The following is a 25,190-nucleotide window of genomic DNA, read 5'->3' on the forward strand; positions in this document are numbered from 1 at the left end:
AGTATGGCAACCAAGAAACCTGTAGCCAAGGCCACCAAATCCGCGTCCGCCGCCAAGAAGCCGGCGAAAAAAGCAGCCCCCGCAAAACCGGCCGCTAAAGCAACGGGTAAATCTGCGCCGGCTAAAGCCGCCCCTAAAAAGGCCGCCGCCAAGCCCGCCCCAAAGCCCGCAGCGAAAGCAACAAAAGCGACTCCAGCGAAAGCTGCTGCCAAATCACCCGCGAAAACAACGGCTAAAAAAGCTACAAAACCCGTGGTTGCCCCAAAGAAAGCCGCGCCCGCAAAGGTCGCGCCCGCTAAAAAAGCAGCGGCTCCAAAAGTTACGCCCAAGGCCCCGGCCAAAGCAGTAGCCCCGGCGCCCGCACCAAGGAAACAGGATATCAAACCCATTAAAACAGAGTCTGTGGCCAAGAAAAAAGCAGAAGAGAAAGCAACACCGGAAAATACAGCACCCAAGGCGGCGCCTAAAAAAGCTGAACCGGCAAAGCCAACCAAGGTGGTGATCCCCAAAACAACTACCAATGTAGCCGTTAAATATGAGCCGGAATTCACAAGATCAGTGCTCGATCAGCCGCAAAATGAACCTGTTGGTCCAACCATGCGCTACAGCGATGCTGAACTGAACGAGTTCCGTGAACTGATCGGCAAAAAACTGGATGCAGCCCGCAAGGAACTGACCTATCTCCAGGGACTCATCACCCGCAAAGATGAAATGGGCGGCGATAACGACGATGCCCGTTACATGACCATGGAAGACGGAAGCATGAGTATGGAACGCGAACAACTGAGCCAGATGGCCAGCCGCCAGATCCAGTTCATCGATCACCTCGAAAAAGCACTGATGCGCATCGAAAACAAAACATACGGCGTATGCCGCGTGAGTGGTAAACTGATTGATAAGGCCCGCCTGAGAGCCGTTCCCCATGCTACACTGAGCATGGAAGCGAAGTTGGGACTGGTGAAGAACGGATAAGAAAAGTAATTTTGACTATTGGATTTTGGATGTTGAGTTATGGGTTGCCGTAATTCAAAAATTCAAAATCCAATTTTTTTTGTGCGGAATTTATTATTGCCAATTGAATGTTGGCGAAAACTATTGCAGTAAGCAATACAAGCGAGTGGGCCATGAGCCTCGCTTTGTCAGTTAGATAATGAAGCCGGGATTCATCCTAATCCAAAATTCAGCATCCTTACTTCACTTCCTGCAAGTCCACCAACCTTTTATAATACCCGTTCTTTTCGATTAGTACCTCATGGTTTCCGCGCTCCACGATTTCGCCTTTGTGCATGACGATGATTTCGTCGGCATGACGGATGGTGGAAAGTCTGTGCGCGATCACAAGACTGGTACGGTTCTTCATCAGTTCGTTGATGGCTTGTTGCACCAGGCGCTCGCTTTCTGTATCGAGGGCGGAAGTGGCTTCATCTAAAATAAGGATGGGCGCGTCTTTGAAAATAGCGCGGGCGATGGTAAGCCGCTGACGCTGACCGCCACTGAGTTTCATGCCGCGGTCGCCGATGACGGTGTCGTAGCCGTTTTCGGACTGTTCAATGAATTGGTGGGCATTGGCAACTTTACTGGCAGCAACCACATCTTCCTTCGTGGCATCGGGTTGGGCGAAGGCTATATTGGAAAAGATAGTATCGTGGAAAAGTACGGCTTCCTGGGAAACGATGGCGATCTGCTTCCGCAGGCTTTCCAGGGAAAGGTCTCTGAGGTCGCGGCCATCCAGCAGAATAGCGCCTTCAGAAGGATCATAGAACCTTGGAACAAGATCGGCAAGTGTAGATTTTCCCGATCCGCTTTCACCCACTAGGGCAATCGTTTTTCCTTTAGGAATCACGAGATTGATGTTCGAAAGCACCGCTTTGTTTTCATAACGGAAAGTCACGTTCCGGAGTTCTATGGATGATGCAAATGGAGGTGCTTCAATAGCTGTTGCTTTTTCCTGTATGTCGACGGGAGCGTCAATGGTCTCGAAAATTTTTTCTGCTGCTACGATCCCTCTTTGAACCGATGTGGTTGTATTGGAAAGGTTTTTCAAAGGAGGCAGTATCTGTGTGTACATGGCGAGGTAGGAGATGAACATGGAGCCGGTAAGGGCTGTGTCACCCGGGATAAGCAAACTTCCGCCGTAAAGCACCAGCACCAGCACTACAATAACGCCCAGGGTTTCTGAGGTGGGAGAAGCAAGTTCGCGTACCCGGTACATCTTTTTACTGTTCTGCGAAAAAGAGCGGTTGATGTCCGCAAAGCGACTCCTGGCGTATTGCTCCGAAACAAAAGACTGTACAACCCGTATACCTGAAAGGTGCTCATCCACAAAACCAAGGATACGGGCCAGCAATTCCTGGCTGAAGAAACTGAATTTTTTAAGCCGCTTCGTAATAACAGAAATCAGGATTCCGGAAACGGGGAAAAATACAATCGTGAATAAGGTGAGTTTGGGCGAGATATACAGCAGTCCGATAAAATAGCCGATCATGATAAACGGATCGCGGAGCCAGACTTGTAAAGAAGTAATCAGCGAAAGTTCAATTTCCTGCACTTCGTTGGTGATTACGTTCAGCAGATCGCTTTTGCGGTGGTTGTTGAAAAAGCGAAGCGACTGCCCGCTCATTTTGTAGAAAAGATCATTGCGGATTTTTTCCATTACTCGGAACCGGAGCCGCATCAATACCCTTGAAGACATGTATTTAAAGAAATTCGACAACACCGTACTCAGGAAAATAAGTCCGCACACAAACCCTAATGCATACATTTCACCTTTTTCCACCACCAGCCTGTTGAAATGATAATTAAACAGGTCTATAAAATAAGTGATAGAAAGACTGAAAACGGGTTCAGTTTCCACCACAGTGGCTTCTGTAATTTTAAAAAGGACGTTCAGCACCGGGATCAGTAAGGAGAAATTCAGCAGTCCGAATAAAATACCAAAAGTGATATATATAAGGTATTCCGGTAAAAAATGGTGAATCGGTTTTATGTAGGGGATTAAACGTTTTAGTACTTTCATTCCTTCGGTCAATTTTGCTGAACTTTGGCAAAGCTAGGGTTAATTATCGTTTGTAATGGGAAATTGGCAGCCCTTTATATTTAATGTCGGATCAATATAAAAAGGCAGTGCCGGATTAATTTCCGATTTTTGGGAGAATAATAGGATCAGAATGAAAGGGATATTGGTTGACAGGGTCTTTGTTGCGCATGTTAAGAAGGGATATGAAAACCGCCGGGCGTTTATGGAAAAACAGCTGGCTGAAAGGGCAATACCTTTTGAATTTATGCTGGATGGTGATATGGAGGATATTACTCAGGAGATACTTGAACGGGATTTTAAAGGGGAAATGAAGAAAAGCAGTCCCGTTACATCCTGTGCATTAAAGCACTTGTTGATCTGGAGAAAGATTGTAGAAGAGGAAATTCCATACACCCTTGTTATGGAAGACGATGCCATCATGGATGTCAGCTTTAACGAAGTTTTTAACCGTTCAGTATTGGAAGCAAGGGAAAGGACCGATATCGATCATTCGAACTTGTATATATCTTTTGAGAATACTGGTTTGGAATACCTTCCTGCGGGAAAGAAACGGAAGGGACAATTGTTGTATAGGGCAGAAAAAACCCGAGGTGGAGGTGCTTACCTGCTTTCCTATGAGGCTGCACGGATAATGGTTGAATGGACGAATAAACATAAAATGGATGTTCCGAATGACTTATGGCTGAATAAGGTATTCGAGGCTTCGCCAGAAATGAATATTTTCTGGTGCTTTCCCACAGTTGTTGAACAGGGGAGTCATAATGGTGTTTTCAGGTCCTCATTACAACGGAAAAAAAGAGTTGGTATTTTAAGACGCATCGGCTGGGTCGTCCAGCGGTTTTATAAGAAATACATTTACAGTAAAGTAAAATAGGAAGAATATGCAGCAGGAATCGAAACGACAAAAGCAGGTAGCCGGCCTCCTCATGGAGGAACTGAACGATATTTTCAGAAGATTGGGATTGAATATGTATGAAGGCGGAATGGTGTCCATCTCCTCCGTAAAAGTGACGCCCGACCTTTTCCAGGTGCGTGTGTACCTTAGCCTGTTCAAGGTGAACGACCCGGCGGCTTATATGAAGAAACTGGAAGAACGTGCCTGGGAAATCAAAAAAGAACTTTCACAACGCGTACGCCACCAGCTCCGGAGTATGCCAGAACTTACTTATTACCTTGATGATACGTTAGAGCACGTGGACAAGATTGATGCTATTTTCCGGAAGATCGATGAAGAAAGAAAGCAATTCGGTTCATCTGACAATACCAATCCCGAAGCTTAATGTACTTCACCTTCGCATGGCGTTATTTCCGGGCCCGTAAAAGCACACAGGCCATCAACGTGATCGCGTGGGTCTGCGTTACCGCTATCGCGGTGGGCGCCGCGGCGCTTATTATAATATTGAGCGCTTTTAACGGGTTCGAGGACCTGGTGAAATCGCTCTACGCCTCGTTTTACACGGATATTAAAGTTAGTGCCGTCTCCGGTAAGGTGGTTGAGTTTACACCCAATCAACTTTCAGCCATTCAAAAAGTGCCGGGGGTGGCCCATTACACCCGTATTGCAGAGGAAAAGGCGCTGGTGCAAAACGGCGATTACCAGCAATTCGTTTCCATGAAAGGAGTGGACGAGGCTTACCAGGATGTTACCGGCGTGGCCGGGAAAATGTTCAATGGTAAATTTAATACCGGTACCGCTGACGCGCCAGGACTGGTACTGGGCGCGGGAATCGAAAACTCGCTTGCCGTGAACGCGGACCGCAATATGAACCCGCTCACGGTGTATATGGTGCGTCGTACCAAAAGCAATACGTACAACCCGATGGACCTCCCGTTACCCGGGTATGCCAATACCTCGGGCGCCTTTCTGATCCAGCAGGATTTTGACAACAAATATGTACTCACCAACCTGGATTTCGTGCGGAGGATGATGGGACTTTCCGAAAACCAGTACACCGCCCTGGAAATAAAGATCACGGAACCCGGCGTAGAAGACAAGGTCAAAAAAGCCCTTTCCACTTTGCTGGGGGACAATTATAAAGTTCAGACCCGTTTTGAACAGAACCAATCTTTGTTTTCCATCATGCAGCTGGAAAAATGGGTGATCTATGGCATTCTCACCCTGATCATGATCATCGCCGCATTCAACATAGTAGGCGCCCTGATGATGCTGGTGCTGGAAAAGCAAAAAGACATCCATGTACTGAAAGCATTGGGTGCGCACGACGGATACATCAGGAAGATTTTTCTCTCTGAAGGTATCCTGCTGGCTGGCGTGGGTACGCTGATAGGCTCGGTGCTGGCCATCGCCCTGTGCTGGGCACAAATCCAATTCAAACTCATTCCGTTGGAGGGAGGGAGTTTTATCATTGACTATTACCCGGTTAAGATGATCCCTGGTGATTTCCTGCTGGTGGTGCTCACTATTTTTACCATTGCCGTACTTGCGGCATGGATCCCGGCCCGGAAGGCGGCGAAAATGGAGGTGTCGTTGAAAGGGTAGGCTAAAAGAGCATCGCAACAAACAAGGGTATTTTTCCAATTACTTTATGGATGAATTTGCTCGCGGCTACGCGGTGAATAGTGGTCAATAGTATCGGGAACAGTCGCAAAATGAAAATCCCGCCGGTGGCGGGACTTTCTGCAGTTGGTTTTGGTGCAATATTTTATTGCTTCAGGAAAGGGAGGATACGGTCTTTGTTCTTATTTCTCAGATGTAAAAAATACATTCCTTTAGGTAGGTGGCTGATCTCAATCTCGGCTTTTTCACCCCTCATTTCCACCATTTGTACAATTGTACCGGTAATAGAGACAATATCAATTTTTGATTTGCTGCTTGAACCCTTAAAAAAAATAAAAATTTTTTCACAAGCGGGGTTGGGGTAAAGTATTAGTTGGGGTTCCGGTGCAAACGGAACAGTGGTGCGGTGAATGGAACTGTCTCCGTTTGTGAGGTAGCGGATGAGCTTATACTGCGGATCTGGGAAATTACCGGGCGGTCCCGAAGCCGCACAGGAAAAAGCGGATTCTCGCAACGGCCTTCCCCACGTATTCCACTGAATGCCGTTATAGGATGAATACCATTGAAAGCGGACAACTTCCTCTTTGTCAGAAGATTCCAGGTGGAGATGAAATTCATTGTCACTTTTTTTCCATGCTATCCGACCCGTGTTCACAGGTAGGGTGGAAGCTGGGTGGGTGCTGGCCAGGGTAAAAAGGGTTCCGCTACTTACATTGGCGCTCACCGCTCCGTTGCTGCCCGGGAATCCTGTAACTGCAACATGTGGCAACATGGACCATTGCTCATCCTTTAAAACCGCTACCCGAAGGTGTTGCACATCCGCAATGCCACCGCTCACCGGTTGGAGGAAACTTACCTCCAGGTGTGCGTTTCCCGTAAGTCCCGTTATTTCCCAATGCTCCGTTCCGCTGATGTGCGCCAGACCGCTTTCGGGTTGTATGGCTGCTGAAAGTGGCGGAGCCGCTCCTTTGTAACTTACCGTGACATCGCCTGAAGAACCTGATAGGAGAATGGGTCTTGCGTAACCCAAACCACCCGTTGGAAAAACATAAACCGAATCTGGTTCAAGACTTCTTCTCAACACCGGGCCGTTAATATAACTGTTATTCGTTCCGGAGAAAGGGGCGTTCAGGTTGGAGTAAACGGAGCCAACAGAACTGGTTGTGGCCTTTTGCTCTAAAATCAGCATTGCCGTATCGGATGAATACACGATCCCCTGTTCAAAAACCAGTCTCCCGGTAACCGAAATTTCTTTCTTCAAAAGGAGGTCGCCACCTTTCAGCGCCAAATGATGAATGGACAATGACGCTATATTATTTCCCGATACCTGGTGTGCATGAGGTCCCCCAAGGCGCACTTCCCCCGTCCATTGCTCCTGCCCCAGCTGAACAGGCCCGCTGGCGTTTTGAATGATATTACCGTACAACAATAGGTTCCCTGTTCCTCCTGATGGCCGGAAAAGAAATTGTCCTTCCGCCACGATCAGGTCGTTATGGATCACCACATCCTGCGGGAGGGAGAGGTTGTAGGATGCGGCCGCGGCCACTTCGAAATACCCGAAGGACCGGCCGCTCAGTTGCGGAGCGGTGGCGCGTTGGTGCCTGTAAACGGAGCCGGGTTCAAACAGCAGCACAGTATTGGGCGCCGCCGCACCAAACGGGTTCGCGCCGGCTATGCTGATATAGGTGGCATCGGCTCTGAATACAACACTGTTTAGGGCGCTTGTTCCAAAGGGATTGCCCGTGAACCCCGTTCCTGCCCTGAACACTGCGCCCGCTTCAAAATATATCTTCCCCCCATCAACTGACAATAACCTATGTGGTCCCGATGTGCAGTTGATTGCGCCATTGATTTGCGCGCTGCCTTCCCCTGCAATATGTATTTCCACCCCGCCGCTGCCGGAAAGTTGAAGCTCCGAGCCTGGTTCCAGCTCCAGCATTCCGGAGGCTACCACCAGTTTAAAAGTGGATGCGGTGGTCCATTGCACAACCGCGCCTGTCTCTATCCTGACCACTGAAACCGTATCGGTACCTGGAAAGGTATTTATATAGGCTGTATCTCCAAACACCAATGTATCCCCGGTATGGGGGGCCGTTCGCTCGGGAAGCCAATTCCCGGGAACGGCCCATCCCCCATCCGGGGCCACCCACCTGTACGCGCGCTGCGAAACGGCCTGTAACGATAAAATGAGCATACAACTCACCAAGATCCCTCTCCTCATACTTCATTTTTTACCGCTGCGGGTCATTCCGCAACAACACAAAATTACGGGTGGGCATGGAGGTGCGGAACCGTTTTAAGTCGTATTATTGCCCGTTCTTTCACGGTAAAACGCACGTTTAAAACACCCACCCTTATGTGGTCCATTTGTAAAAAAGAATGCAGCCAGTTCTTCAGCAGTCTCACGGGATTCATTGCCGTGGCGGGTTTCCTGTTGCTGACCGGCCTCTTCCTTTTTGTTTTCCCCGATACCAATATCCCTGATTATGGTTACGCCAGTTTACAGCCATTTTTTGACCTTGCGCCATGGATATTACTTTTCCTGATACCGGCCATAACCATGCGCAGTTTTTCAGAAGAATTCAAATCGGGCACCTTTGAAATCCTGCAAACCAGGCCCATCGGCTTTTCCAGGCTTATCGCGGGGAAATACCTCGGTTGCCTGTTGATCGTTACCATAGCGTTGCTACCCACACTCATATATATGTATTCCGTGGAGCAACTTTCGGAGACCGGGGGACTGGATATGGGCGCCACAATTGGTGCGTATATAGGGTTGTTCCTGCTTGCCGCGGTATTTACAGCCATTGGTGTGGCCTGCAGCAGTTTTACATCCAATGCGGTGGCCGCGTTCCTCATCAGTGTGTTCGCGTGCTTCATTTTGTACAGCGGTTTCAACGCGCTGAGCCGCGTTCCAGGCCTTGCCGGAACCGCCGATTATTATATTGAACTGCTCGGTATCGACTTTCATTACAACAGCATCAGCAGGGGCGTGGTGGACATCAGGGATATCGTATACTTCGCATCGGTGATCTTGCTTGCCGGCTGCATTACTTACCGCAATCTTCAAAAACGCTAAGGCTCCCATGAAGAAATTAATCAGTTCACGTTTTGGCATATTGCTGCTGATAGTTGTATTGGCAGGTATCAACTATATAGTATCTTTCTTTCCCGCCAGATTGGACCTTACCGCAGAGCAAAGGTATACCCTCAGCAAGCCCACCAAACGCATGCTGATGGAACTGCCCGCACCGGTTACCATAACTGTTTTTTTGAAAGGAGAATTTCCCGCAGGCTTTAGAAAACTGGCCAATAGCGCTGAAGATATGCTCCGTTCCTTCAAGGAATACGGACGCGGCAATTTCAGTTTCAGATTCATACAACCCGGAGAAGGGCTAGAGGCCGATGCAAAAGCGGCTTTCCTCGATTCCCTCCGTATGATGGGCCTGAACCCACTGAATGTAAAGGCTCAGGCGAAAGAAGGAGAAGGCTCCGATCAACGGCTGGTTTATCCAGGCGCATTGGTTTCTTACCAAGACCGCGTTTATCCCGTTGACCTGTTGCAGGGGCTGAGTTCCAACGAAGGATTGAATACCTTAAACAGCGCCGAGGCCCTGCTGGAATATAAATTCGCGGGTGCCATCGAAAAAGTGTTGCGCGACAGTGTACCCATCGTCGCCTATGCTACGGGTAATGGTGAAATTGAGGATGCCCGCGTAGAGGACCTTACCAATGTATTACTGAACAATTATTATCCGCAGAAAATCGACCTCAATACCACAGCTTATATTCCCGATGAAGTGGGCGTATTGCTGATCGTTAAACCCACAGTCGCTTTCACAGAATCCGAAAAACTCAAGATCGACCAGTACCTGATGGGTGGCGGAAAGGTAGTGATGGCGCTGGATCCGTTGAATGCGGAATTCGATAGCCTGCAACGCGCACAAAGCGATTTTATCGCTTTTGACCGGGGGCTCAACCTGCAGGACCAGCTTTTTAAATATGGCATCCGCATCAACCCCGATCTTGTACAGGATATCCAGAGCGATAAAGTGCCTTTGGTGGTAGGCGTGGTAGGCGGAAAGCCACAAATGGAGCTGATTCCGTTTCCCTATTTTGTTCAGCTGAACGGCACGCAACACCCCATATCGAAGAACCTGGATAAAGTACTGTCGTATTTCCCGAGTTCTATTGATACCGTTACGGCGCCGGGAGTTTCTAAAACAATGCTGCTTACCACATCTAAAAACGCGCGTGCCTTACAAACGCCGGCGATCGTTTCCCTGAACAGTGTAAAAACGGAAGCCGATCTGGCCACCTTCATCAAGCCCGATATTCCTGTAGGTGTGCTCGCTGAAGGCGCGTTCCCCTCCATGTTTGCCAACAGGCTGCCCAAAGCAACGGCCGATTCGCTGAAAGCCATGAACAGGCCGTTCAGGAATATGGCCGCTCCCGGTGCTACCTTAGTGGTGCTTTCCGACGGTGATATTTTCCTGAACCATGTGAACAACCAGGAAGGTCCGTTGCCGATGGGCGTGAATCCTTATACCCGGTACCCGTTCGCCAACAAAGAATTCTTCCAGAATATGATGGAATACCTGGTAAGCCATTCCGGCATCCTGGAAACACGCTCCAAAGACTTCACCCTCCGCCTTATCGACGCGAAAAAAGCGGAACAGGAAAGGACTTACTGGCAATTGTTCAACATCGCTCTTCCCGTAGCCCTGATGATTGCACTGATCGCCGTTTTCCAGTGGCGTAGGAAAAAGAAATACAATTAACCTATTTTTGAGCTTCATATAAACGCATCATGACCCACGAGCAGATCACTTACCTTGTATTTGGAATTGTATTGGTTGTAGCACTGGTATTGGATCTGGGGCTTCTTTCCAAAAAGAACGCCACCATGTCAATCAAAAAAGCGCTGGTGCAAACCTGCTTCTGGGTGGGACTCGCATTCGCTTTCGGCGGATTCGTTTGGTACGAGGAAGGAAAAACCGTGGCCCTCGAATACATCAGCGCCTACCTGATGGAATGGTCGCTGAGTATCGACAATATATTCGTGTTCATCCTCATTTTCGGGTATTTCAACATCAAAGAGAAGTTCTACCCCCGCGTATTGCTCATCGGTATCCTTATGGCCATCGTGTTCCGCATCATCTTCATCACCGTGGGCATTGAACTGGTGACGCGTTTTGAATGGCTGCTGTACATCTTCGGCGCCTTCCTGGTGTATACCGGTATCAAGATGTTCGGTGCGCACAATGAAGATGAGGTAGACATCGAAAGCAACAAAGTCTATAAATTCCTGAAAAGAATTCTTCCCCTGATTCCTGAAGACGGCGACGGTAAACTCTCCGTGATCCGCGACGGGAAAAGGTTCTATACCAGTATGTTCGTGGTGATCGCCATGCTCGCCACCACCGATATCATTTTCGCGCTCGACAGTATTCCCGCGGTGTTCGCCATTTCCAGCAACCCGCTGGTGGTATATACTTCTAATATATTCGCGGTACTGGGGCTGCGTTCGTTGTTCTTCCTGTTGCGTGGCGCCGTGGATAAATTCACCTACCTCCAGCAGGGCATCGCTATTGTGCTGGTATTCATCGGTATCAAAATGCTGGTTACTTTCTTCCATATTCACATTCATATCGCCATATCCCTCTCGGTGATCGTGGTATGTATTGCAGGCTCTATTTTCCTGTCGATGTGGAAGAATAAAAGGGAAATTCCCTCCTGATCATGTATACGCCTTCCCAGCTGGCCAGGATTGTGGAAGGAACACTGCTTCGCGAAGGAGCAGCCATCCCGGTAGCCTATCTGTTAACGGATAGCCGCAAACTTGTTTTCCCGGCACAAACGGTTTTTTTCGCCCTGAAGGGGGAGAAAAGAAACGGCCGTGTATTTGTGGCGGAACTGTACGCGAAGGGCGTCCGTTGTTTTGTGGTCAGCGATCCGGTTGAAATGGAAACCTTTCCTGAAGCGGCTTTCGTCTTGGTAAAGGACACCCTCCGTGCCCTGCAACTGCTGGCGGCGCACCACCGGCAACAATTCACTTATCCTGTTATCGGCATTACGGGAAGCAATGGGAAAACCATTGTGAAGGAATGGCTGAACCAGTTGCTGGAGCACCGCTTTCATATTGTGAGAAGTCCGAGAAGTTACAACTCCCAGATTGGTGTACCATTGAGCCTATGGCAGATGGGCCCCGATCATGAACTGGGTATTTTTGAGGCCGGTATTTCCACGGAAGGAGAGATGCACAGGCTTGAAAAGATGATCGCCCCGGATATCGGCATCCTCACCCATATCGGGGAGGCGCATGATGAAGGTTTCCCCGGAATTTCTGAAAAGATCAGGGAGAAACTTTTACTATTCAGTAATACGGCACATTTTATTTACAACAGTGATGATGTTCGGGTGAACGAAGCCGCTATAAAGTTGAAGGGGGAAGGTAAACTGAATGGAATGCCCTTTACCTGGGGGCGGAATAACGGCGCCAATCTCCGGTTACTGGAGCAGCGGACGGAACAGGGCATAACGGAACTGAGGGCGTTGCACGAAGGCATAGAACAAAAGCTGGTATTGCCTTTCACTGATAATGCCTCCTTAGAGAACGCGCTTTCCTGCTGGTGCGCCTTGTTGTTACTGAAAATACCCGTGGCCGAGTTGCTGCCCGCGTTTCTTTCACTAAGTACCGTGGCCATGCGGCTGGAACTGAAGAAAGGTATTTTACAGAGCGCCATCATCAACGACAGTTACAGCGCTGACCTCGGTTCGCTCCGCATCGCGCTGGAGTTCCTCTCACAGCAACGGCAACACGAAATAAAGACCGTTATTCTGTCCGATATTCCGCAGCACGGGCTTGACCCGCAACGGGTGTATGAAGCCGTGGCGAAGGAATTGCTCCAGCATAAAGTGAAGCGCTTCATCGGTATCGGGCAGGAAATAGCAAAGCACAAAACTGCTTTTTCAATTGATCCTTCCCTCGAAACCATCTTCTACAACGATACAGCTGCTTTTAAAAATGATTTCCGGCCGGAAGCCTTCCGGAACCAGGCCATCCTGCTGAAAGGTGCGCGCAGCTTCGGTTTTGAGCAGATCAGCCAGTTGCTGGAACAGAAAGTGCACCAGACAGTATTGGAAATAAATCTTTCTTCGCTGGCGCAGAACCTTCGTGCTTACAAAAGCCTGATCGCGCCCACCACAAAGCTGATGGCCATGGTGAAAGCCTTCTCCTATGGCAGCGGCAGCGTGGAAATAGCCGCGCACCTCCAGTTCCACCAGGTCGATTACCTTACCGTGGCTTATGCCGATGAAGGCGTAGAACTGAGAAAGGGCGGTATTACCATGCCCATTATGGTGATGAATCCCGAACCGGCCACTTTTGAATCGATCCTTCAATATGACCTGGAACCCGATATCTACAGTTTTCAATTGCTGGAGGAACTCGAACAATTCATGCGGCGGCAGGGTGTGGTGGATTATCCCGTGCACCTTGAACTGGAAACGGGTATGAACAGGCTGGGTTTCGCATTGAATGAAGTGAAACAACTGGGCGAACGGATAAGGCAATCGGGCGTATTCCGGGTGAAAGCCGTGTTCTCCCACCTCGTGGCAAGTGAGGATCCGCAACAGGATGCCTTTACCACCACACAGGCCGCGCTGTTCAACGGAGCCGTGGCTGAGTTGGATAGACTGATTCCATATCCGTTCCTGAAACATATTTCGAATACCGCGGGCATCGCGCGCCACCCGGAATTACAATTGGATATGGTACGGTTGGGCATTGGATTGTATGGCATCAATACTACGGAAGATGTATCGCTTCCGCTCCAGGCCGTGAGCACCCTTCGTTCCACCATCGCGCAACTGAAGAAATTACATCCCGGCGATACGGTGAGTTACGGAAGGAGGGGCCAGATTGAGCGGGAAAGCACCATCGCCACTGTGCGCATCGGTTATGCCGATGGTTATCCCCGGCGACTGGGTAACGGAACCGGGAAAATGTGGGTGAACGGACACCTTGCGCCCACGATTGGCTCCGTTTGCATGGACATGACCATGATTGATGTGACCGGCATTCCCGGCGTAAAAGAAGGTGGAAACGTGGTGGTATTTGGTCCCGAATTACCGGTGGAGCAGGTGGCGAAATGGGCGGGCACCATTCCTTATGAAATACTTACCGGCGTTTCCCAACGGGTGAAGCGGGTGTATTTTGAAGAGTAGCAGGCAAAATTCTTTACTTTTGACCAACAATTTTTAAACGTGAAAGGAAAACAGGTTTTTTTGCTGATCTTGTTGATCGTTATTGCGGACCAGGCTTTGAAAATATGGGTGAAGACCAGCTTCTATATGTGGGAAGAGCGGAAAGTGATCGGAGAATGGTTCAGGCTGCATTTTATTGAAAACGAAGGCATGGCCTGGGGCTGGCAACTCGGAGAAGGTGGATTCGGCAAAATAGCGCTCACGTTGTTCCGTCTTGTGGCCGTAGGATTCGGGGTGTACTACATCCGCCGCATCATCAAAGAAAAATACCATACCGGCTTCATCGTATGCGCCGCGCTCATCTTTGCGGGCGCGTTGGGCAACCTTATAGACAGCATGTTCTACGGCATGATCTTCGAAAACAGTGATCCGTATACCCGTAACCTCGCGCAAATGTTCCCGGCTAAAGGATACGCGGGCTTCCTGCATGGCAAAGTGGTGGACATGTTCTACTTCCCCATCATCCGCGACGCGCACTTCCCTTCCTGGGTACCGGTTTGGGGTGGAGAAGAATTCGAGTTCTTCCGCCCGGTATTCAACCTGGCCGATGCTTCCATCTCCATTGGTGTGATTGCTATTATCGTTTTCCAGAAAAAATTCCTCAAAAAGAAAGAAGAATTACCCTCCGATTCGCCCGCTGAAGTAGCTGCCGGAGAACAGGCATGAGTTTTGAAGCAATAGGTGTACATTTATAATACATTTTCTACACCTGTTGCGGGACGGTTCCGCCCGGCCCATCAATCAAAACTAAGCCTCATGAAACAGTTAAAATGGCTGGTACCTGCTTTGCTGTTCGCTTCCTGCCAGAAGGAGCTTTCCGAAGAAGACGGCATCATAGAAGAAGAAACCTGCCGTATTGATCGCATCTCGCAAATAGACACCGTTGCGAATCAATCATTAGGCTATATAGGGATAACCGTTGGAGCGGATAACAGGGTATCGGGCCTGACGGACTACGACAGCACGAATAATACTTTTATCAGCAACTATGCGTTTCTTAGAAAAGGGGATACTGTAAAAATCAATACAGATGAATATTATGTGCTTGATCCCACTAACAATAACAGGGTAAAGACTTCTTTCTTCAAAGCGGACAATTCAATTTTACCTTTCGATCCATTGTTGCAATACAGTTATAATGCTGCCGGACAGGTGATCAGTAAAGTGCACAATGAGGCAGGGCAGGAATTATTGAAAATAGCGTACAACTGGGAATCCGGTGACCTGAAGTCGGCAAGGGCTTCCGTAAATATCCCAATGATGGGGGCTATCGACGTTTATCAAGTAGAATATACCTATTACACCGACCTTCCCGTGAAAAATTTTCTTTACCTGCATGCGGACCAGGATGCCCTATTTGATCTTGCGTTTAATTTCGGGGCAAAATCAACGCATGCGGTAAAAACGATTAAAGTCACTACTTACGATATTTTTACCGGATCCGTTGACGAAACCACCACCACCACTTTTTATAATTATAAGTTTGACAGTGAGGGGCGTGTTTCCAGTTACGTCGTGGATAATGATGAATTATTCCTGTTTGGCATTTATAGTGGGAAAAACCAGGTTCGCTACCTGTGCAGGTAACGAACCCTATAAGTTTTACTTCACTACCCTTTGGTAAAAAACTTCATCGTTCCATTGTATTTTCAGCACATACATGCCTTTTGGCATCTGGTCCAGTTGGTGGAAAGAAACTCTTTGTACACCTGCTGACAGTTGCTGCTGTTGCTGTTTCACCACCCTTCCCTGCAAGTCCGTGAGGGATAGTTGCAGTTTTCCGGAACGTTGCGCGGCCAGTTCCATTTCCAGCGATGCGTTGAATGGGTTCTGAACACCTCTGATAATAAAATCACTTCCGTTTGGCTTGTTCACCATGGCGGTGCCGGAGTATGCTTTTACATTATTTTCAACTATGCGTATCCGGTAGTAAGTAGCACCTGTTATCAGTTCCGGATCGCTCCATTGGAAAGCGGTTTGCGTACCTGCCTGTATGATGGCCATGTCGCGGAAATTGCGGTTGTTGGTACTCTTCTCCACTACCAGGAGGGTGCCGGGTGAGGCGTTCAGTGCCTGCCAGTTGAGCATGGCTTTTTGCTGACGCAACTGCGCAGTGAAATTCCTGATTTCTATGGGAAGGATGGTACAATCGTTCACCTGGAGCGTAAGAATATTGGTGCCGTCGGCAAAGGAGCAACTGTTGTTAAGATTGGTGGTTGAAGTAGCGATACGCAGCCTGTAAAGATGACCATCGTCAGCTGCACTGGCAATGAAAGCGGGGTAATCCACCTGGTAGGTATGGTTGGTGCCGTCGTTCACCGGGGTTGATTCGCCCTGTTCACCTGTATTGCTCCAGTTGGAACCGCCATCGGTACTCCTTTCCCAGCGCCAGAACCGGTAGTTGTCGAAGTAGGAACTTACGATCGCCTTTAGTTCCACGGCCTGTGCATCAGCGCAAACAGCCGCAATTGGAGAGGGATTAAAATTCAGTTCAGGCGAGCAGGTTCCGAATGTGATGTCGTCTATTGCCCAATCGTTGCCGCCGCCACCTGGTGCATTGTTGCGGATGGTGATGGTGAAAGAGGTTTGTCCGGGATTGGTTTTGAAGATAAATCCTTTCTTTACCCAGTTGCCTGAGTAGGCTATGTTTCCAGTGGAATAATACGCAGTCCCATCCACCTCGAAGGTGAGGTTGGGGTTAACCCCGGATGGATCGGCACCGTTGAAGTTTGCGTCTTGGGAGCCGCGCCCCATGGTATCGCAGGCGCAGAGGGAGCATACGTTTTTGAACCAGGCGGAGAATTCATAATAAGTTTCTCCGCAAAGTCCTGAAACGGGTTGCTGGAACGCTTCTCCATTGGCGTAACTCGCATTCACCACTACAAAGTAACCACCTGTTGTTCCGGGTGCTACGGGTGCGTTACCCGCGGCCAGGTCGGAGGCACCGGTATGGTCGCCGGTGATGTCCCATATCGTAAATACCCTGTCGGAGCCGGGATTGGCGGCGTTTACATTGGTGGAGCCGGTTGGACTGAGGTTGTTTACGACGGCGTAATTCCCGTCATTTGGAGAGTTGGCACCTACATTGAGGCGGGGATAACCTACCACGATGGCGTCATAGCTTCTGTTCTGGGTATTCCCGGAGCCGAAGCTGCCATTGTCGTCCAATACCGCGTTGGCGCCTACGGAATTGGAGCATAGTCCGATGTTGGAGGAGAGCGCGATATTATACGCTTTAAAAATATTGTTCTGATAATTGGTGCCTGAAGTGCCCACCCTGTAATAAAATCCGCCGCCATTCAATGAAAGCGTTGAACCAAGGGCAAGAGCGGGATTAATCTGGATACGGTAGGAGGCCGACATGATGCAGGTGCTTCCAAAGAATGAAGGCCTGCCATTGTATTGAATGGTGCCTCCTCCTGTTGTTGTTGCGGGGTTGGTAGTGCTGCAGGTTCCTCCCATCACGCCGTTTCCGCTGCTGCCCATGTTGATGCGCAACGTTCGCGTTGCTGCGTCATACATAGCCGCATCATCTGCTGAAGCATCTGTATAGCTTCTGAAAACCAGTCCTTCGTTGGTTACAATTTTCAGGCTGCCCGTGATGTAAGTGGCATTGGTGGCGATGGTATCAACGAAACGGAATTGGGAAAGACGAAGATTGTTTCCCACAGCCACTGTGGCGCGTATTTCGAGGATGTCCCCGGGTTCATAAGTTCCCCCCACGGTTCCCTTCGTGATGTTCACAAAACTCTTCCCGAATAACTGGGAAAAAGCGGTGGTGGGGTAGAGGTATGCACCCAGCATCAAAAGAATGATGGGTAGAATTCTTTTCATCGGTATGGATTTAGAGTACGTTGTTCCAACACGAAATTAACAACTGATCACCACAATATAAACGTGATTCTACTCGTAAGATTGCGTGTTTCTCCCTTCCCCCCTGTAACCGATTGATTTCCCTTAGTATTCTTACAAAAAAAGAGGGAAACCCCTCTTCTTTTGTAAGTGTATTCTTTTAGGTAATTTGGATATGTGGGGTCCTTTTTATTTCACCACCCGTTGGTAATAAACTTCATCGTTCCACCTGATTTTCAACACATATATACCTTTGGGCAACCCGGCCAGTTGTGTGAACGCGATTTTTTGTACGCCCGCGGAGAGCAGTTGTTCCTGTTGCCGTACTACCCTGCCTTGTAAATCTGTCAGGAGCAATTGCAGTTGACCAGACTTTTGTGTTGCCAGTTCCATTTCAAGCGAGCTGACAAACGGGTTCTGTATGCCCCGGATGATGAAATCGCTGCCATCAGGTTTGTTCACCATGGTGGTCCTGGAATAGGCTTTCAGGTTGTGATAGGCTATTCGTATCCGATAGTAAGTAGCACCTGTGATGATTTCAGGATCGTTCCACTGAAAAGCGGTTTGTGTGCCGGCTGCCATCTGTCCGACTTCTCTGAAGTGGCGGTTATTGGTGCTTTTCTCCACCACCAGTATTGTACCGGGCGAAGCGTTCAGCGCCTGCCAGTGGAGCACTGCTTTTTGTTGGCGCAATTGCGCGGTGAAATGCTTTATTTCAACCGGAAGGATCGTGCAATCCGTTACCTGGAGGGTGAGGATATTGGTTCCATCCGCAAAGGAACAACTGTTGTTGAGGTTGGTAGCTGAAGTGGCGATGCGCAGCCGGTAGAGATGACCGCTGTCTGCCGTGCCTGCTATAAATGGCGGATAATCCACCTGGTAAGTATGGTTGGTCCCATCATTAACCGGGGTTGAGGAGCCTTCTTCACCGGTATTGCTCCAGTTCGCGCCTTCATCGGTGCTCCTTTCCCAACGCCAGTAGCGGTAGTTGTCGAAGTAAGAACTTACGATGGCTTTCAGTTCCACGGCCTGGGCGTTTGCGCAAACGCTGGCTACGGGAGAGGGGTTAAAGTTGAGTTCCGGCGAGCAGGTCCCGAAAGTGATGTCGTCTATCGCCCAATCATTGCCGCCGCCGCCAGGCGCGTTGTTGCGGATGGTGAGGGTGAAAGAGGTTTGTCCGGGACTGGTTTTGAAGATGAATCCCTTTTTCACCCAGTTGCCGGAATACGTGATGTTCCCCGTAGAATAATAGGCGGTGCCGTCAATTTCGAAAGTAAGGTTGGGCAGCACCCCCGCGGGGTCCGGTCCGTTGAAGGAGCCATTGGTTGACCCCCTGCCCACTGAATCGCAGGCGCAACGGGAGCATACGTTTTTAAACCAGGCAGAGAATTCATAATAGGTATCGCCGCAAAGTCCGGAAACGGGTTGCTGGAAAGCTTCGCCGTTCGCGTAACTGGCGTTCACCACCACAAAGTAACCGCCGGTTGTTCCGGGTGCCACAGGTGCGTTCCCCGCCGACTCGGAAGCGGCTGAAGTATGGTCGCCTGTAATGTCCCAGGCGTTGAATACACGGTTCCCGCCTGAATAAGGCGCCGCGGTATTGGTGGTTCCGCTTGGACTCAGGTTGTTGACGATCGCATATTCCCCATCGTTGGGACGATTGATATCCGAGGAGGAAATGTTTTGTTTAGCGTAGCCCGCTACGATGGCCGACGCGGTTCTGTTCTGTACATCTCCGCTTCCGAAAGTGCCGCCATTGTCCAGCACGGCGTTCGCGCCAATGGCATTGCTGCACAACCCGATATTGGAAGACAGCGCGATGCTATAGGAACTGAAAATCCTGGAGCGGAAGTCGGTTCCGGAAGCGCTCATCCTGTAATAAAAGCCTCCGCCGTTTAAACTTATACCTGAACCCAGCGGCAAGGCCGGATTGATCTGTATCCGGTAGGACGCGGACATAATACAGGTGGCGTTGTAAAAAGATGGACGGCCATTGTACACGATGGTGCCCCCATTGTCCGGCACATCGGCGGGGTCCGTATTACCGCAACTGCCGCCCATAACGCCGTTAACGCTACTGCCCATGTTAATGCGGACCGTCTGGGTCGCGCCATCGTACATAGCCGCGTCGTCGTTGGCGGCATCAGAATAACTCCGGAATACAAGTCCCTCATTGGTGAGGATTTTCAAACTTCCGGCGATATAGGTGGCGTTGGAAGAAATCGTGTCCACGAACCTGAACTGAGAGAGCGTAAGGTTGTTGCCTACGGCCACAGTGGCGCGTATCTCGAGAATGTCGCCGGGTTCATAAGTTCCGCCTATGGTGCCCTTCGTAATGTTCACGAAGCTTTTCCCGAATTGCTGGGAGAGGGCATTCATAGGAAGGAGGTACAAACCCAGCATCAAAAGCATGATGGGTAGATTTTTTTTCATCGGAATGGATTTTAGGGGTATGTCGTTCCGTCACGAAATTAGAAACAGGATATGGTAACTGAAACGTGTTTCTACTCGGAAGATTGCGTGTTTCTACCTTTCCCGTTGTAACCGATTGATTTACCTTAGTATTCTTATAAAAAAAGCGGAAAAAACCCTAACTTCTATCCAATATCCCCGTTATGCCCACCCGATTTACCCCGATTGGATGCGTGTTATTTGCACTGATCATCCCTATTTTGTCCCGTGCGCAGGAGAGTTTTGATATGCGCGTAGTCGCGACCGGCTTCAGTTATCCCTGGGAAATAACCACGGGACCAGATAATTTTATCTGGGTTACGGAACGCACCGGGAAAAGAGTGACCAGAGTAGACCCGGCCTCAGGCGTTAAACAAACGCTTATCACCATCAATGAAGTGTACCAGAGCGCGGGCCAGGACGGTCTGATGGGAATGGCGCTGCATCCCAAATTGCTGAACGATTCTCCTTATGTGTACGTGGCTTACACCTACGACGCGGATGCCGGCGGCGGCGTGAACCGTAAAACCAAAATCGTTCAGCTTACCTACAACCAGAACCCATCCAGCCCAACACTCAGTTCGTCCGTTACCCTGATAGACAATCTTCCCGCCAGTAACGACCATAACTCCGGACGTTTAAGAATCGGCCCTGATTCCAAACTCTATTATACCATCGGAGACATGGGTTATAATCAGTTCGACAATAAATGCCAGACCATCCAGGCGCAAACACTGCCATCTCAAACCGATGTAAACAACAACAACCGGTTGAGTTACCAGGGTAAGATCCTCCGGCTGAATTTTGATGGTTCCATCCCTGTCGATAACCCGGAAATCAACGCCGTTCGTTCCCATATTTATTCTTACGGACACCGGAATGCTCAGGGCATTGTATTCACGCCGAACAACAAACTCTTCGCTTCGGAACACGGTCCACGGTCGGACGATGAACTCAATGAAATTCTTCCCGGAAGCAATTACGGCTGGCCCCGCGTTGCCGGTTACAACGATAACCAGAATTACCAATACGTGATCTGGTCTTCTTCCGGTTCCTGCGCCAGTACGCCATATGGCGAGAGTACCATTCCCCCAGGTGCGACCGTACAGGCGGAAAATACATTTTCGAGTGCTTTTGAAACACCTGTGTATACCTTCTTCACCAAACCGGCGGGGTACAGTTTTCCTTCCGATTACATTCAATGGCCCACCATCGCGCCATCCAGTATTGATGTGTACACGAGGGGATTAGGCGGCATCATCAACTGGGAACATTCTATCCTCGTCCCCAGTCTTAAAAAAGGAAGAATTTACAGGTTGAAGATGAACAGCGATTATTCCGCGATTTCGGGAGATACCACTTCTTTCGCGTACACACAGAACCGTTATAGAGACATCGCACTTTCGTCCAACCAGTTGAAAATATATGTGGCCACCGATAACGGAGGACAAACCTCCGGGCCTTCCGGTTCTACCACATCTTCCATGGCCAATCCCGGGGCCATTCTTGAATTCGAATACGTGGGCATTGTTACGCCGATCCGCGAGAATGGTGACGTGGATCCCGACCGTGTCAATGTTGCAGTAAACATCTATCCGGTGCCCACAACGGGAACCGTAACAGTGAGCATCGGAACCAGTCTGCGCCGTCCTTTCCACTACGAACTGGTGGATGTGGCCGGAAGGATGTTGCTTAAAAATGTAAGCAGCAGGAACAATTTTGAAATTAATCTTCAACCTTTCCCTTCGGGCATGTATTTCCTGCGCATCACCACCGCTACGGGAGAAGTGCTGCCACTTAAAAAGATCATCAGGCAGTAAAATGCGCAAACGGTTGCCATACGGCCGTGTTGATTTATTGGGTAATTTCCGGGCATGAGAACAATTGTGACCGCTGCTTTCAGCGTTTTTTTCGCCCTTGGTTCCCAGGCGCAATCACTGCCAACGGAACTGCAAACCCCGGAAATAGTGGCTGTGAACAGGCTCCCGATGCGGGCTTCCGCTTTTGCGTACGAGAACAGGGAACTGGCTGCGCAACGTAAAAAGGAAGTCTCCGCCAATTTCCTTTCCCTGAACGGAAACTGGAAATTCAACTGGGTGCAGGATCCCCGCCAAAGACCGGAGGATTTCTATAAAACAGATTTTAACGATTCCAAATGGGTAGATTTTAAAGTGCCCGCCAACTGGGAACTCAATGGATACGGCCTGCCGATTTATGTGAACCACCCCTACGAATTTACAGGCAGGGCCAAAACAGGCGCCAGGCTCGATCCGCCTTTCGATATCCCGGAAAACAACAACCCTGTTGGTTCGTACCGCAAAAAGATCACCCTGCCCGATTCCTGGAAAGGCAAACAGGTATTCATTCACCTGGGCGCCGTTAAATCCGCGTTCTTCATCTGGGTGAACGGTAAAAAAGTGGGTTACAGCGAAGACAGCAAGCTGGCCGCGGAATTTGACATTACGAATTACGTAAAGCCCGGCGAGAACGTGGTGGCCCTTCAGGTGTACCGCTGGAGCGATGGCAGTTACCTGGAATGCCAGGATATGTGGCGGATTTCCGGTATTGAAAGGGAAGTGTATATGTACGCCACGCCGAAGTTACACATCCATGATTTTAAAGTGAAAGCGGAACCTTCGGATGATAATGAAGGATGGCTCAGCATCAGCACGGATGTGGAGAGTTTTAAGATTGATAAAAACACGTTGCACAGTCGCCCCGATACATTTTTAATCGGGTATGAACTGATGGATGCCGATGGAAAGCAGGTGTGGAAAGAAGAGGTGGGCACTGATGGCGGCTTCGCCGTACTGGGCAACTATAAAAAAAATATTCAGATTGCCAGGCCCATCGAAAACGTGAAATTGTGGTCCGCTGAAATTCCTTATCTCTATACGTTGTACATCACCTTAAAAAACAGGAATGGCGAGGTGCTGGAAGTGGTTCCCCAGCGAATTGGTTTCCGCTCCGTGGAAATCGTTGGGAGTGATCTGCTGGTGAACGGGAAACGTGTTTTTCTCAAAGGTGTAAACCGGCACGAACACAATCCAACCACCGGGCATACCCTCACGATGGAGGATATGCGCAAGGATATGGAGATGATGAAGAAGCTGAACGTGAACGCAGTAAGACATTCACATTATCCGCCGCACCCTTACTGGATGGAGCTGTGCGACGAATATGGTTTGTATGTGATAGACGAAGCGAATATTGAATCGCACGGAAGGTATTACGACCTGGAATATACTTTCGCCAACGACAGGCAATGGCGCAACCCGCACCTGGAACGTATTACGCGTATGTATGAACGTGATAAGAACCATACTTCCGTCATCACCTGGTCGCTGGGGAACGAAGCCGGGAACGGTGTTAATTTTTATGAGGCCTACGAATGGCTGAAACAAAAGGATGATCGTCCGGTCCAGTATGAAAGGGCTGAATCAGACTTCAATACAGATATGATCGTGCCCCAATATCCCGGTCCCGACTGGCTTATCCGTTATTCAACGGGCAGGGATAAGCGCCCGATGATTATGAGTGAATACGCGCACATCATGGGCAATAGCCTGGGTAACTTTAAAGAGTATTGGGATAACATTGAAAGCCATCCGCGTTTGCAGGGCGGCTTCATCTGGGAATGGATCGATCAGTCGATAGATACGGTTAAGAACGGCAAACGTATTATGGCCTATGGTGGTGATTTCCCGTTGGAAGGCCCGGTAAACGAGAACTTCAGCGATAACAACTTTTGCGTGAAGGGTGTGGTTACGGCGTATCGTTGTCTCACACCTATGGCCATTGAGATAAAGAAAGTGCATCAGTTTGTGAAGACTACATTGGAAAGCAATTTCAATATTGCAGTATTCAATTCCTATTTCTTCAGGAACATAGAAAACTATGCTTTAAACTGGGAACTGCTTGAAAACGGAAAAGTGGTGGAGAAAGGAAATATTCCCCAGTTGAATATAGCACCCCGTGCAAAAGCTGCTTTCAGTTTACCAGTAAAAACGAAACAAAAACCCGGAAGTGAATATTTCCTGAATGTGCGTTATGTGTTGAAGAATGCAGAACCTTTCCTGGAAGCAGGTTACGAGATCGCTTACGAACAGTTCGCGCTGGGAACCTATGCTCCGGTTGCTGTAAAACCAGCATTGGGAAAACTGGAAGGCAAAGAAGAAGGCAATTCGATTACCATAAAAGGAAAGGATTTCAATGTAGTTTTCGATGCCTCCACCGGCACCATGAAAACATACGCTATAAAAGGCGAAACTGTATTACAACAAGGGCCTGCGCCTTCTTACTGGCGTGCCCCAACGGACAATGACATTGGCGCGGGTTTCAACCGTTCACTCCGTATGTGGCGCAATGCTTATGCCGAAGGAAAAGACACCAAAGCCACGTTAAAACAACTGGAGAACGGCGCGTATGAGGTAACTTTCTCAAAAGTGTTGCTGAATGGCGATGCGGCACAGGAACAGCGTTTCACGGTATTTGCCGATGGATCGGTACAGGTGCACAACAGCTTTAAGGCGCTGAAAGGGAACCATAAACTCCTGCTGCGCATGGGGAACGATCTTCAGCTCAACAAAGCATTCTCAAATATTTCCTGGTACGGAAGAGGGCCCGGGGAGAACTATTGGGACCGGAAAACCGCTTCGCTTGTAGCGCAGTATGCTCAAACGCTGGAGCAGCAGTATTTTCCTTATGCACGTCCGCAGGAAAGCGGCAATAAATCCGACGTGCGCTGGGCAAGCTTTACGAACAAAAAAGGGAAGGGGATTCGCATCATCGCGGAAGATTCATTACTGAATGTGTCCGCATTGCCTTATAACCTGGATGACCTGGATCCTGAAACGGAAAAGAAGCAATACCATTCGGGAGAACTAAAACCACGCCCTGAGATATACCTTCATATCGACCTGAACCAAACCGGTATGCAGGGCATCGATAGCTGGGGTGCATGGCCGCTGGAGGAGTATAGGCTGAAATTCAGGAATTATGCATACAGTTACTGGATACTTCCGGTGAAGTAAAGCGTATAAAAAGGAAAGGTGGCAGCAGGAA

General features: G+C 49.3%; 16 protein-coding genes. 12 read left to right on the forward strand and 4 right to left on the reverse strand.

Translation table 11 applies throughout. The features are described from left to right. Nucleotides 1-3: 3 nt before the first annotated feature. The gene (locus M4J38_RS17160) at nt 4-972 is read left to right on the forward strand and encodes a TraR/DksA C4-type zinc finger protein (RefSeq protein WP_251761033.1); all 969 of its coding nucleotides are present in this window, start codon (nt 4-6) and stop codon (nt 970-972) included. 217 nt (nt 973-1,189) lie between these two features. On the opposite strand, the gene M4J38_RS17165 is transcribed toward M4J38_RS17160, so the two are convergent. After that, nucleotides 1,190-3,016 carry an ABC transporter ATP-binding protein gene (locus M4J38_RS17165; protein WP_251761034.1) on the reverse strand — a complete coding sequence of 609 codons (1,827 nt, stop codon included), beginning with the start codon at nt 3,014-3,016 and terminating at the stop codon, nt 1,190-1,192. A 151-nt stretch (nt 3,017-3,167) separates the two neighbouring features. Here M4J38_RS17165 and M4J38_RS17170 point away from each other — a divergent pair, with 151 nt between their 5' ends. Genes M4J38_RS17170 through M4J38_RS17180 form a run of 3 tightly spaced genes read left to right on the forward strand, consistent with a single transcriptional unit; the run spans nt 3,168 to nt 5,537 of the window. Further along, nucleotides 3,168-3,911 (forward strand): glycosyltransferase family 25 protein, encoded by a 744-nt coding sequence (locus tag M4J38_RS17170; protein WP_251761035.1) that lies wholly within the window; start codon nt 3,168-3,170, stop codon nt 3,909-3,911. A gap of 7 nt (nt 3,912-3,918) precedes the next feature. After that, the gene (rbfA, locus tag M4J38_RS17175; RefSeq protein WP_251761036.1) at nt 3,919-4,317 is read left to right on the forward strand and encodes a 30S ribosome-binding factor RbfA; all 399 of its coding nucleotides are present in this window, start codon (nt 3,919-3,921) and stop codon (nt 4,315-4,317) included. Next, nucleotides 4,317-5,537 carry an ABC transporter permease gene (locus tag M4J38_RS17180; protein ID WP_251761037.1) on the forward strand — a complete coding sequence of 407 codons (1,221 nt, stop codon included), beginning with the start codon at nt 4,317-4,319 and terminating at the stop codon, nt 5,535-5,537. The genes rbfA and M4J38_RS17180 overlap by 1 nt, the downstream gene beginning before the upstream one ends. 163 nt (nt 5,538-5,700) lie before the next feature. Here the strand turns inward: M4J38_RS17180 and M4J38_RS17185 are convergent, their stop codons facing one another. After that, a complete protein-coding gene (locus tag M4J38_RS17185) occupies nt 5,701-7,776 on the reverse strand; it encodes a T9SS type A sorting domain-containing protein (RefSeq protein ID WP_251761038.1) in 2,076 nt (691 codons plus the stop codon). A gap of 135 nt (nt 7,777-7,911) precedes the next feature. On the opposite strand from M4J38_RS17185, the gene gldF reads away from it, so the two are divergent. The 6 genes from gldF (at nt 7,912) to M4J38_RS17215 (ending at nt 15,410) form a co-directional block, all read left to right on the forward strand. Then, nucleotides 7,912-8,634, forward strand: coding sequence for a gliding motility-associated ABC transporter permease subunit GldF (gldF, locus tag M4J38_RS17190; RefSeq protein ID WP_251761039.1), 723 nt, complete (start codon nt 7,912-7,914; stop codon nt 8,632-8,634). 7 nt (nt 8,635-8,641) lie between these two features. Continuing rightward, on the forward strand, nt 8,642-10,336 hold the full coding sequence (gldG, locus tag M4J38_RS17195) for a gliding motility-associated ABC transporter substrate-binding protein GldG (RefSeq protein ID WP_251761040.1): 1,695 nt from the start codon (nt 8,642-8,644) through the stop codon (nt 10,334-10,336). A gap of 29 nt (nt 10,337-10,365) precedes the next feature. Then, on the forward strand, nt 10,366-11,295 hold the full coding sequence (locus tag M4J38_RS17200; RefSeq protein ID WP_251761041.1) for a TerC/Alx family metal homeostasis membrane protein: 930 nt from the start codon (nt 10,366-10,368) through the stop codon (nt 11,293-11,295). 2 nt (nt 11,296-11,297) lie between these two features. Then, on the forward strand, nt 11,298-13,784 hold the full coding sequence (locus tag M4J38_RS17205) for a bifunctional UDP-N-acetylmuramoyl-tripeptide:D-alanyl-D-alanine ligase/alanine racemase (protein WP_251761042.1): 2,487 nt from the start codon (nt 11,298-11,300) through the stop codon (nt 13,782-13,784). 39 nt (nt 13,785-13,823) lie between these two features. After that, the gene (locus M4J38_RS17210) at nt 13,824-14,489 is read left to right on the forward strand and encodes a lipoprotein signal peptidase (protein ID WP_308217829.1); all 666 of its coding nucleotides are present in this window, start codon (nt 13,824-13,826) and stop codon (nt 14,487-14,489) included. A gap of 90 nt (nt 14,490-14,579) precedes the next feature. Next, the gene (locus M4J38_RS17215; protein WP_251761044.1) at nt 14,580-15,410 is read left to right on the forward strand and encodes a hypothetical protein; all 831 of its coding nucleotides are present in this window, start codon (nt 14,580-14,582) and stop codon (nt 15,408-15,410) included. Nucleotides 15,411-15,425: 15 nt separating this feature from the next. Here M4J38_RS17215 and M4J38_RS17220 read toward each other — a convergent pair whose 3' ends face one another. Both M4J38_RS17220 and M4J38_RS17225 read right to left on the reverse strand, forming a co-directional pair. Beyond that, on the reverse strand, nt 15,426-17,657 hold the full coding sequence (locus M4J38_RS17220; RefSeq protein ID WP_251761045.1) for a T9SS type A sorting domain-containing protein: 2,232 nt from the start codon (nt 17,655-17,657) through the stop codon (nt 15,426-15,428). Between the two features lie 207 nt (nt 17,658-17,864). Beyond that, nucleotides 17,865-20,108, reverse strand: coding sequence for a T9SS type A sorting domain-containing protein (locus M4J38_RS17225; RefSeq protein WP_251761046.1), 2,244 nt, complete (start codon nt 20,106-20,108; stop codon nt 17,865-17,867). Nucleotides 20,109-20,290: 182 nt separating this feature from the next. Here M4J38_RS17225 and M4J38_RS17230 point away from each other — a divergent pair, with 182 nt between their 5' ends. Next, a complete protein-coding gene (locus M4J38_RS17230) occupies nt 20,291-21,946 on the forward strand; it encodes a glucose/sorbosone family PQQ-dependent dehydrogenase (RefSeq protein ID WP_251761047.1) in 1,656 nt (551 codons plus the stop codon). 54 nt (nt 21,947-22,000) lie between these two features. Beyond that, nucleotides 22,001-25,159: a glycoside hydrolase family 2 TIM barrel-domain containing protein gene (locus M4J38_RS17235; protein WP_251761048.1), complete on the forward strand. Its 3,159-nt coding sequence runs from the start codon at nt 22,001-22,003 to the stop codon at nt 25,157-25,159. The last annotated feature ends 31 nt before the right edge of the window (nt 25,160-25,190 follow it).

The sequence above is a fragment of the Parasegetibacter sp. NRK P23 genome (assembly GCF_023721715.1).
GTDB lineage: Bacteria > Bacteroidota > Bacteroidia > Chitinophagales > Chitinophagaceae > Parasegetibacter.

Excerpts from the sequence above, each read along its gene's own strand:
- M4J38_RS17220 (WP_251761045.1), bottom strand. The coding sequence starts at position 17,657 with ATGAAAAGAATTCTACCCATCATTCTTTTGATGCTGGGTGCATACCTC.
- gldF (WP_251761039.1), top strand. The coding sequence starts at position 7,912 with ATGTGGTCCATTTGTAAAAAAGAATGCAGCCAGTTCTTCAGCAGTCTC.
- M4J38_RS17235 (WP_251761048.1), top strand. The coding sequence starts at position 22,001 with ATGAGAACAATTGTGACCGCTGCTTTCAGCGTTTTTTTCGCCCTTGGT.
- gldG (WP_251761040.1), top strand. The coding sequence starts at position 8,642 with ATGAAGAAATTAATCAGTTCACGTTTTGGCATATTGCTGCTGATAGTT.
- M4J38_RS17225 (WP_251761046.1), bottom strand. The coding sequence starts at position 20,108 with ATGAAAAAAAATCTACCCATCATGCTTTTGATGCTGGGTTTGTACCTC.
- M4J38_RS17180 (WP_251761037.1), top strand. The coding sequence starts at position 4,317 with ATGTACTTCACCTTCGCATGGCGTTATTTCCGGGCCCGTAAAAGCACA.
- M4J38_RS17200 (WP_251761041.1), top strand. The coding sequence starts at position 10,366 with ATGACCCACGAGCAGATCACTTACCTTGTATTTGGAATTGTATTGGTT.
- M4J38_RS17165 (WP_251761034.1), bottom strand. The coding sequence starts at position 3,016 with ATGAAAGTACTAAAACGTTTAATCCCCTACATAAAACCGATTCACCAT.
- M4J38_RS17170 (WP_251761035.1), top strand. The coding sequence starts at position 3,168 with ATGAAAGGGATATTGGTTGACAGGGTCTTTGTTGCGCATGTTAAGAAG.
- M4J38_RS17205 (WP_251761042.1), top strand. The coding sequence starts at position 11,298 with ATGTATACGCCTTCCCAGCTGGCCAGGATTGTGGAAGGAACACTGCTT.
- M4J38_RS17185 (WP_251761038.1), bottom strand. The coding sequence starts at position 7,776 with ATGAGGAGAGGGATCTTGGTGAGTTGTATGCTCATTTTATCGTTACAG.
- M4J38_RS17230 (WP_251761047.1), top strand. The coding sequence starts at position 20,291 with ATGCCCACCCGATTTACCCCGATTGGATGCGTGTTATTTGCACTGATC.
- rbfA (WP_251761036.1), top strand. The coding sequence starts at position 3,919 with ATGCAGCAGGAATCGAAACGACAAAAGCAGGTAGCCGGCCTCCTCATG.
- M4J38_RS17160 (WP_251761033.1), top strand. The coding sequence starts at position 4 with ATGGCAACCAAGAAACCTGTAGCCAAGGCCACCAAATCCGCGTCCGCC.
- M4J38_RS17215 (WP_251761044.1), top strand. The coding sequence starts at position 14,580 with ATGAAACAGTTAAAATGGCTGGTACCTGCTTTGCTGTTCGCTTCCTGC.